Annotated in this window: 8 protein-coding genes and 1 riboswitch; of the genes, 3 read left to right on the top strand and 5 right to left on the bottom strand. The window is 44.7% G+C overall.

The features are described from left to right. The first annotated feature begins 394 nt into the window (after window positions 1–394). Window positions 395–853 carry an RNA recognition motif domain-containing protein gene (locus tag L4D76_RS14325; RefSeq protein ID WP_428441568.1) on the top strand — a complete coding sequence of 153 codons (459 nt, stop codon included), beginning with the start codon at window positions 395–397 and terminating at the stop codon, window positions 851–853. Here L4D76_RS14325 and murI read toward each other — a convergent pair. From murI to L4D76_RS14310, 3 genes are all read right to left on the bottom strand, one after another. After that, window positions 822–1,613 carry a glutamate racemase gene (murI, locus tag L4D76_RS14320; protein ID WP_428441573.1) on the bottom strand — a complete coding sequence of 264 codons (792 nt, stop codon included), beginning with the start codon at window positions 1,611–1,613 and terminating at the stop codon, window positions 822–824. The genes L4D76_RS14325 and murI overlap by 32 nt on opposite strands. 88 nt (window positions 1,614–1,701) lie before the next feature. Then, window positions 1,702–2,364, bottom strand: coding sequence for a Dph6-related ATP pyrophosphatase (locus L4D76_RS14315; RefSeq protein ID WP_428441567.1), 663 nt, complete (start codon window positions 2,362–2,364; stop codon window positions 1,702–1,704). 48 nt (window positions 2,365–2,412) lie between these two features. After that, window positions 2,413–4,245, bottom strand: coding sequence for a TonB-dependent receptor domain-containing protein (locus L4D76_RS14310; protein WP_428441566.1), 1,833 nt, complete (start codon window positions 4,243–4,245; stop codon window positions 2,413–2,415). A 37-nt stretch (window positions 4,246–4,282) separates the two neighbouring features. Beyond that, a riboswitch (cobalamin riboswitch) is annotated at window positions 4,283–4,506 on the bottom strand. Window positions 4,507–4,654: 148 nt separating this feature from the next. Between L4D76_RS14310 and trmA the strand changes: the two genes are divergently transcribed. After that, entirely contained in the window at window positions 4,655–5,761 is a 1,107-nt protein-coding gene (gene trmA / locus L4D76_RS14305; protein WP_428441565.1) for a tRNA (uridine(54)-C5)-methyltransferase TrmA, read from the top strand. A gap of 94 nt (window positions 5,762–5,855) precedes the next feature. On the opposite strand, the gene L4D76_RS14300 is transcribed toward trmA, so the two are convergent. Further along, on the bottom strand, window positions 5,856–6,230 hold the full coding sequence (locus L4D76_RS14300) for a YijD family membrane protein (RefSeq protein ID WP_428441564.1): 375 nt from the start codon (window positions 6,228–6,230) through the stop codon (window positions 5,856–5,858). A 23-nt stretch (window positions 6,231–6,253) separates the two neighbouring features. Beyond that, entirely contained in the window at window positions 6,254–6,886 is a 633-nt protein-coding gene (gene fabR, locus L4D76_RS14295) for an HTH-type transcriptional repressor FabR (RefSeq protein WP_428441563.1), read from the bottom strand. Between the two features lie 345 nt (window positions 6,887–7,231). Here fabR and sthA point away from each other — a divergent pair, with 345 nt between their 5' ends. Next, a complete protein-coding gene (gene sthA / locus L4D76_RS14290; protein WP_428441562.1) occupies window positions 7,232–8,641 on the top strand; it encodes a Si-specific NAD(P)(+) transhydrogenase in 1,410 nt (469 codons plus the stop codon). Window positions 8,642–8,719 lie beyond the last annotated feature (78 nt).

The raw sequence follows: 8,719 nt of genomic DNA, 5'->3' as shown, positions 1-8,719 counted from the left end.
TAAATTGACTGTGTCATCTTGCGATGATTAAGGTCACTCAGTTCATTGATAAATCTTTCGACGAATCATTTCACGAGTGCCCACACAGATTGCATGGTCAAATTGTTAAAGAACATACTGACTGGTTACCGGCTTAAGTTGCCGCGCTCCGTGTCAGTGAGGCCGCATTATAGAGACTTCGATCACTCTGACAAGCGTTTTTTTTCAAAAAAAACTTCGCTTGATGATTATTTCATCTAATGTGAACTTATAGCTTGTAATTACAACATTAGAGGACCGTCACATTCACTAACTGGTAATTACAAGTCAATGAAAGTAATATCAATGTGACCTTGTTGTTAAAATAACCAATCACGCATTCTCTCTTACCCTTTATGACGATGTAGTTTTAAATATGAAATTTTCCAATCAAACAATAATGACGGTAATAGCTATTGCCATTATCGGTACTCTAGTTTTTAACTTCGTATCCGTTCCACCAGCGGTAGCATTTGCTATTGGCGTAATCATTACAGGCCTGGCTATACATTTTATGCCAGATTCACAGCCATCATTTAAAGATTCAATAGATTCATCCCAGAGCAGCAAAACCATCTATGTAGGCAACCTACCTTATCGTGCAAACGAAAATGATGTGAAAAACCTTTTTGCCGAACATGGTGAAGTGTTTGCCGTGCGTTTGATGAAAGATAAGCGTACCGGTAAACGTAGGGGGTTTGGCTTTGTTGTAATGAATAGTCAGGATGCGGATACCGCTATCCGCAATCTCAATAATAAAGAGTATGGTCAGCGAACTTTAAAGATTCGTGAAGCCAATGAACCTAAAAGTTTGGAAGATGAAGAGATTGAATAATCCCTAACTGCATTTTTCCTAAACTGTAATTTAGTGCCGCTGCATCTTTTGTCGCGGCACTGTTATATGTAAGGTTTTCAATCATCTCACAGGTCTCAACACACTCACCGAGTAACAATTTAACTCGGTTGGCAATTGCCTTTCCTGAATCAACAATTTGTACAGACGACTTGAAGGCTAATGCAATATCTTCTTTTATAATGGGAAAGTGAGTACAACCTAGAACGATACTGTCAACTTTACCTTGCCATGGTTGTAAAATCTTACCGAGCTCTTCTAACGACACGCTTTGGCCACGTAGCTTTTCTTCTGCCATTTCAACTAATCGTGTTGAACCAATCATCAGAACGTCACAATCACAGGCAAATTGCTGAACAAGATCATGAGTATAAGTACGCTTAACGGTTGCAGGTGTGGCCAGTAAACCAATCACTTTCTTTTTACTGATTGCGGCTGCTGGTTTTATCGCGGGCACCACACCAACAACAGGTATGGATAATGATTCACGTAGCGAAGGTAGAACGATAGTGCTCGCGGTATTACAAGCAATAACGACTAAATCGATATCATGACGAGCGACTAACAGAGAAACGATATGATGAGTGCGTTGGATTAACACATCTTCAGCTAACTCCCCATAAGGAAAAGCTGCATTATCAAAAGCATAGACATATTGAACTTGTGGTAAAAGAGCATGTATTTCCTGATAAACCGATAATCCGCCAACACCAGAATCAAAAACAAGTACTCTTTTCACTATTCACCACAGACCAGAAGTTATTATCAGGGCGCTTATCATACTGCGTTCTGCACCAGATAAAAAACATCTCCTGATAATGAGGTGATTATTAGAGTAACTGGTATCTCTGATAATGGAACCTTTCCTGTCGCTCACATTCCGTCTTGCAGATAGCCAGCTCACCGGAAAAGCACGGTGCTTTCACTACCAGGGTATGAAATTCACCTTCTTCACCGCAGGGATCAACACCATCAGGTAAACCCGCAATAAATTCAGCCGTATACCACTCGCCACAGTAACAGCCATCAAGTTGACTGGTATCAATTGTTGTCACCAGCGTTTTGATCCCGCACTCAATGATCTCTTGCGCCAGCTCTTTGCTGTCCCGCCCGAGTAATGGAAATACACATTGCCAGCCTGCGGGTTCAATATAGCTACGACGGTAATCGGCAATGCCGTTACAGAACATATCGCCAAACGCGACGGCTTCCACCTCTAACCCGCTTGTTTTTAATCCTTCAATAACTAACGACTGGTAAACGTCATTGGCGGGAAATACTTCGGGTAGCACAATAGTGACTAACGGTAATCCTGTTAGCCGGGCTTGCTGCTTAACCACCTCAATCGGTGTTGCCTGGAAAGGCACTTCATCTTCAAGATAAGTGGTATATAAACCAACCACCTCGTAGGCTGGGTCATTGAGCAGTTTTATGAGGGTTAACGTGGAGTCTTTGCCGGAAGACCAGCTGACAATAACTTTGATTGGATTCATAACGCCTCAATAAAGAAAGCCACCTGATGGTGGCCTTCTCTTAGTTGATTAGAACTGGTATGTCATTGTGGCGTAGTAGCTACGCTCCTGAACATTGTAAGTATCTTTTGCTACATAATCTTCATCAAACAGGTTCGCAATTCGTCCACGAACAGCCAGGTTATCAGTAACAAAATAACTCGCCGCGACATCTACTAGAGTATAAGCATCAAGCTCTTTCGTATTTGCTACATCGTCATAGCTCTTACCTTTATACAAGGCACTGACATCGAGCTGCCACTGTTCCGCCAGATAGGAAACATTCCATTTGGCGCTGTGTTCTGAACGACGCGCCAACTGTTTGTTTGTCTTTTTGTCTTCAGTATCCAGGTAGTCGTAGCTCAGATCATGGTACAGCAGACCTGTGGCAAAACCTGCCGTTAATTCAAGCCCTTTAATTTCAGCTTCATTCACATTCATTGGGATCCAGTTACTAAATGGATCACTTGCATCTTCAGGTGCCCATGCAATTAACTTATCAATATCTGACTGATAAGCTGTTGCCCGCCAATCCAAAATCTGATGAGCGCCAGTTAGAGAAACTTCATAGTTCTTTGACTCTTCAGGCTCTAAGTCCGGGTTACCGGCACCAGGCCAGTAGAGATCATTAAATGTTGGCGCTTTAAAACCGGTTCCTGCGTTAGCAGATAACTGCAATTCTGACGTGATGTTATAAGCCGCTGCGAGTTGCCAGGTATTATTGGTACCATAACTATCGTTATCATCGGTACGCACACTACCTTCAACCTGCCAATCATTGACCCGGTAAATCGAGGTCAGGTAAAGCGCAACGTTATCACGTTCGTCCTCAGCATAGTTTGTACCGGTACTCGAAACAGAGTCTCGATACCACTCAACACCGCCGCCGAACTCAACTGCGTTATTTAACTGATAATGGTTTTGCCAGTTAATAACTGTACGATCTGTTTTGATCGTATCGCCGTCGCTGATATCGCTATAGTCACGTGCCTCATCCTGATTCTGCGCAATCGTTAACTCACTGATCAAGTCAGATTTTGAGTAACCCGCTTTAGCCGCAACATTATAAAGTGAATTCTCTGTTTGTGAGTTCGGAATGATATTGCCGGAGAAATCATTACTGTCATAGTCACTATCACCATCATGATAATAACCTTGCAGGCTTAGCTTCCAGTTATTGCCAACATGCGTCCCAATCTCGGCGACAATGTTCTTATTCTCAAAACCATCATCATCTTGCTCAAACGGTTCTTTTCGAGCAGAGAAACCATCTCCACCTTCACTTTTCAGTGCCACTTTCCCCCAGCCAGAATCACCAATTCCCCCAGCAACAGAACCTCCTGCCTGGTAATAACCATCGCTACCACCACCAACAGTCAGTTCAGCCACTGTTTCTCCAGGCTGATAAGCAGTAATAATATTCAGAACACCGCCGATAGCATCGGAACCATACAGTGCCGCACGAGAGCCACGAATAAACTCAATACGTTCAATCCCCGTTAGCGGGATCTGACTGAAATCAGCACTTCCCAGAGTGGCACTGCCAATCCGCACACCATTGATCATCACCAATAAGTGTCGAGAGCTCGTACCACGAACATAGACTTCTGTTGATTGGCCATAACCAGCCGAAACAACTTGCACACCAGGAAGACGACGTAATACTTCAGCCAGAGATTTCGCCTGAATGGCATCGATCTCTTCTTTAGTCACGATCGAAATTGGGGCGATAACATTTTTGACTGGCTGTTCAAAGCGGTTAGCCGTAACCACCATGACTTCATCAGGAGAAGTTTCTGCTGCAAAAGCATAAGATTGAAGGCACAGCGGTGCTAATGCCACTGCTAGAAGCGTTTTTTTCATTTTGGGGATACCTTAAGTCGCGTTTATTGCTCAGCAATTATTGCTTGATACGCTGGACGGTCTTCGGACTTAAGAGCATGGTTGAACAACCACCTAAGGCACAACTTCCCACTTCCGGTTGATTGCATTGCGCAATGCTAAGAAGCAGTGTTTGGAACTTACGTCCGTGTGCTTTCGTTCTCTATTACCGCTGCGCGTCAGTCACGGAATCTCACCGTGTTCCCTGGCTATATTTAGCAAACCAGCGCACCGCAAATGCTAGTTATCAATGTGCTTCATGTCCAGCTTTTGTTTGCGATTGCTGATCAATAATTGGTTCCAACTACACTTTTATCAGGGACAACACTGGACATCGGTCACCAATACAATAGAATCTGCGCTCTTATTTTGAGCAGTTTGAGGCACACTAATGGCATCCACAGCAATTAACACCGCTGATTATCAACAGCAACTGGATGAAAAAGCAGAGCGTATTCAAAACATCTTTGAAGATTTTGAAACTCCCGAGCTTGAGGTGTTCGCCTCTCCTGCCGAGCATTACCGTATGCGCGCAGAGTTCCGAGTATGGCATGAAGGCGAAGATCTCTACTACGTCATGTTCAACCAGGAAACACGTGAAAAATATCGTGTTGATCAGTTCCCTGCAGCAAGTCGTTTGATCAACGATTTAATGCCACTGCTTATTGAAGCACTGAAGCCAAGTCATACGCTACGTCATAAACTATTCCAGGTGGATTTCCTCTCAACGCTTAGCGGTGAAATTCTGGTATCGCTGCTCTATCACCGCCAGTTAGATGAAGCATGGGAAGCAGAAGCAAAAGCACTGAAACAGCGTCTTAATGATGAAGGCTTTAACCTGAATATCATTGGCCGCGCCCGTAAGATGAAAATCATCATCGATCGTGATTTTGTGATTGAGAAGCTGAATGTCTTTGATCAGAGCCTGACCTACAAGCAAGTCGAAAACAGCTTTACCCAGCCAAATGGCGAAGTCGCCCAGAAGATGCTGGAATGGGCGGTTGATTGTACTCAGGACAGTGAAGGTGATTTGCTGGAACTCTATTGTGGTAACGGTAATTTCTCTTTAGCACTGGCTAAGAATTTCGATCGTGTTCTGGCAACAGAGCTTGCCAAACCATCGGTAGATTCAGCGCAGTACAATATCGCCGTGAATGATATTGAGAATGTACAAATTATCCGAATGTCTGCAGAAGACTTTACCGATGCGATGGAAGGTAAACGTGAATTCCGCCGCTTAAAAGATCAGAACGTCGATCTGCAAAGCTATAACTGCAATACTATTTTTGTTGATCCACCACGCTCTGGCATGGATGAAGGCACTTGTCGTATGGTGCAGGGATATGAGCGCATCATGTATATCTCATGTAACCCTGATACATTAAAAGAGAATCTGGATATTTTATCTCAGACTCACCGTATTACCCGTTTTTCGCTATTCGATCAGTTCCCGTATACCCATCATATGGAAGCCGGTGTATTTCTTGAACGTAAGTAATACCTGGCAGCGTTTGCCTACAAGCTGATTTAGCCGTAAATCAAGGCAACAAAAAAGGCGCTTAATAGCGCCTTTTTTATATGAAATCAGAAAATTATGCTTCCTTTGACTTCTCTGATTTATTCATAATACCCATTTTGTAAGCCACCCAGAACAACAGAGCCAGGGCAATCATAAGCGGCAGGAAGTTTGACCCCATATCTGGCAGTTGAGCACGTAAGAAGGCTGAATAAGCAAATCCACCTACCAGAAAACAGGCGAATGCAATTGCCGGTGTCCCTTCAGCCAGCGGCTTACTCAGGTACTCTTGATACAGGCAGTACACTGCCATACCAAATGCGATAATAGGGAAGACTGAAAATGCCACATGGCTAGACGTAAATACGGCTAACGTTGCATTACCACATAAGCCCGCTAACAAAGAAAGAATCAATGTCTTACGTTCCGATTTTACTTGTTCCTTGTCCATATCCTTCCACCAACACAATAAGGTTATAGTTTCTGCCTGAGCTCACGACGCTCACGCTCTTTACGGTACCAATAGGCACCTTTAGCAATCATTCTTAATTGCAATATCAATCTTTCAGCATGCTCAGCACGAGCATGAGTGTCAAGATCCAGCGCATCCGCCCCGGAACTGAATACCAGCGTCACTGATGCCTCAGCCTGAATGTAGGCCTCTTCATAAGTAACGCCCGTTTTGGCTTCCAGATACTCGCTCAACTCGGCAACAAAGTGCTGGATCTCACGGGCAACTGCGGCACGAAACGCCGTCGATGTACCGGAACGTTCACGCAATAACAACCTGAAGACGTTCGGGCTGCTTTCAATGAATTCCATAAATGTTTCAACAGAAGTACGAATTACGCTGCCTTCTTCAGCAATGCGCTGTCGCGCCTGTCGCATGAGCTGACGGAGGATCAAACCACCTTCATCCACCATAGTCAGCCCTAATTCATCCATATCTTTAAAATGGCGATAAAAAGATGTCGGTGCAATACCAGCTTCACGTGCAACTTCACGTAAGCTGAGGCTGGAAAAACTGCGATCTGCACTTAACTGACTAAATGCAGCATCGATAAGTGAGCGGCGGGTTTTTTCTTTTTGTTGAGCCCTGATCCCCATGAATCTACTGCTTCTCTATGATCTTTTTTGCAACTATACGCTGTTTTATCTATCGCTTCAGCGTGAATCGCCATTTTCCATATCCATCAGAGCATAGTAAATCCTGATAGAAGCTGAATCAAAGCAGTAATTGTGAATTTTAACTACCGGCTCACAAAGTCACTCACCAGAGAATTAAAGCCTGAAACAGCGTAATAAGCTTGCCAGTGGCGAATTTTCACTCAATTTCCAGTGAACAACGTGATCATCACCTAGCTATCGCGTACCTCTGATTCTACCAAACACGGGAAAAAGTTAAACTGTAGCTATGGTAATGTTGCACTGATGATAATAAAAGGCCAACCAATGACGAAGAATAAAAAATCACTCCACTTTGATGCCATCATTATTGGCAGCGGGCCAGGTGGAGAAGGGGCGGCCATGGGGCTTACCAAAGCCGGATTGAATGTTGCGATTATCGAGCGGGAAGAAAGTGTTGGCGGCGGGTGCACCCACTGGGGCACAATTCCATCCAAAGCATTACGTCATGCTGTCAGCCGTATCATTGAATACAACCAGAACCCACTGTATTGCAAAAATAATTCCAGCTTGCATAGTACGTTTAGTCAAATCTTAGGCCATGCTCAGGTTGTGATAAACAAACAAACCCGAATGCGCCAAGGGTTTTACGATCGCAACCAATGCAGCATCATCTTTGGTGAGGCCCGTTTTATTGATAGTCACACCGTCCGGGTCAAAAATCGTGACGGCAGTACTGAGACTTACAGTGCCGATAAATTCGTCATTGCAACCGGCTCTCGACCATATCGCCCGGATGGTGTGAATTTCAATCACCCGCGTATTTACGATAGTGATTCTATCTTGCAGCTCCAGCATGATCCTCGCCATATTATTATTTATGGCGCAGGTGTCATTGGCAGTGAGTATGCTTCTATTTTCCGTGGCTTAGGGGTTAAAGTCGATCTGATCAATACCCGCGATCGCTTGCTGGAGTTTTTAGATAACGAGATTTCCGATTCGCTGTCATACCATTTGTGGAACAGCGGTGCGATGATTCGCAATGGAGAGACCTTCAAGACAATTGAAGGAACTGAAGATGGCGTCATACTGCATCTTGAATCAGGTAAAAAAATGCGTGCTGATTGCCTGCTGTATGCCAATGGCCGAACCGGTAATACCGATAAGCTGAACCTGGCTACCGTCGGTCTGACCCCAGATTCCCGAGGCCAGCTCGCAGTCAATAAAAACTACTGCACCGAGGTTGATCATATCTATGCAGTAGGTGATGTGATTGGTTACCCGAGCCTTGCCAGTGCGGCCTATGATCAGGGGCGTTTTGTAGCACAAGCCATTACCACCGGAGAGGCACAAGGCAGCCTGATCGATCATATTCCGACCGGCATTTATACCATCCCGGAAATCAGCTCCGTCGGTAAAACCGAGCAACAGCTGACGGCAGAAAAAGTCCCTTACGAAGTCGGCCGTTCGCAGTTCAAACATCTCGCCCGCGCTCAAATCGCCGGTACCGATGTGGGAAGCCTGAAGATCCTGTTCCATCGTGAAACCAAAGAGATCTTGGGGATCCACTGCTTTGGCGAACGTGCTGCGGAGATCATCCATATCGGCCAGGCGATCATGGAGCAAAAGGGTGAAGGCAATACGATCGATTACTTTGTCAATACCACCTTTAACTATCCGACAATGGCTGAAGCCTACCGTGTTGCGGCACTGAATGGATTAAACCGCTTGTTTTGACGGTTTGGGTTTTAGCCAAATAAAAACGGAGCCAGCAGGCTCCGTTTTCGTTCAATCGTGGTTTAACACTTATCTAAG

It is taken from the genome of Photobacterium sagamiensis, assembly GCF_050337085.1.
In the GTDB taxonomy this organism is placed as follows: Bacteria; Pseudomonadota; Gammaproteobacteria; order Enterobacterales; family Vibrionaceae; genus Photobacterium; species Photobacterium sagamiensis.
The sequence above is the reverse complement of the archived record's forward strand: the minus strand, read 5'-3'. Positions and strand labels throughout refer to the sequence as shown.

Coding starts and splice junctions, on each gene's coding strand:
- L4D76_RS14325 (WP_428441568.1), top strand. CDS start 395: ATGAAATTTTCCAATCAAACAATAATGACGGTAATAGCTATTGCCATT.
- L4D76_RS14315 (WP_428441567.1), bottom strand. CDS start 2,364: ATGAATCCAATCAAAGTTATTGTCAGCTGGTCTTCCGGCAAAGACTCC.
- L4D76_RS14310 (WP_428441566.1), bottom strand. CDS start 4,245: ATGAAAAAAACGCTTCTAGCAGTGGCATTAGCACCGCTGTGCCTTCAA.
- trmA (WP_428441565.1), top strand. CDS start 4,655: ATGGCATCCACAGCAATTAACACCGCTGATTATCAACAGCAACTGGAT.
- L4D76_RS14300 (WP_428441564.1), bottom strand. CDS start 6,230: ATGGACAAGGAACAAGTAAAATCGGAACGTAAGACATTGATTCTTTCT.
- fabR (WP_428441563.1), bottom strand. CDS start 6,886: ATGGGGATCAGGGCTCAACAAAAAGAAAAAACCCGCCGCTCACTTATC.
- sthA (WP_428441562.1), top strand. CDS start 7,232: ATGACGAAGAATAAAAAATCACTCCACTTTGATGCCATCATTATTGGC.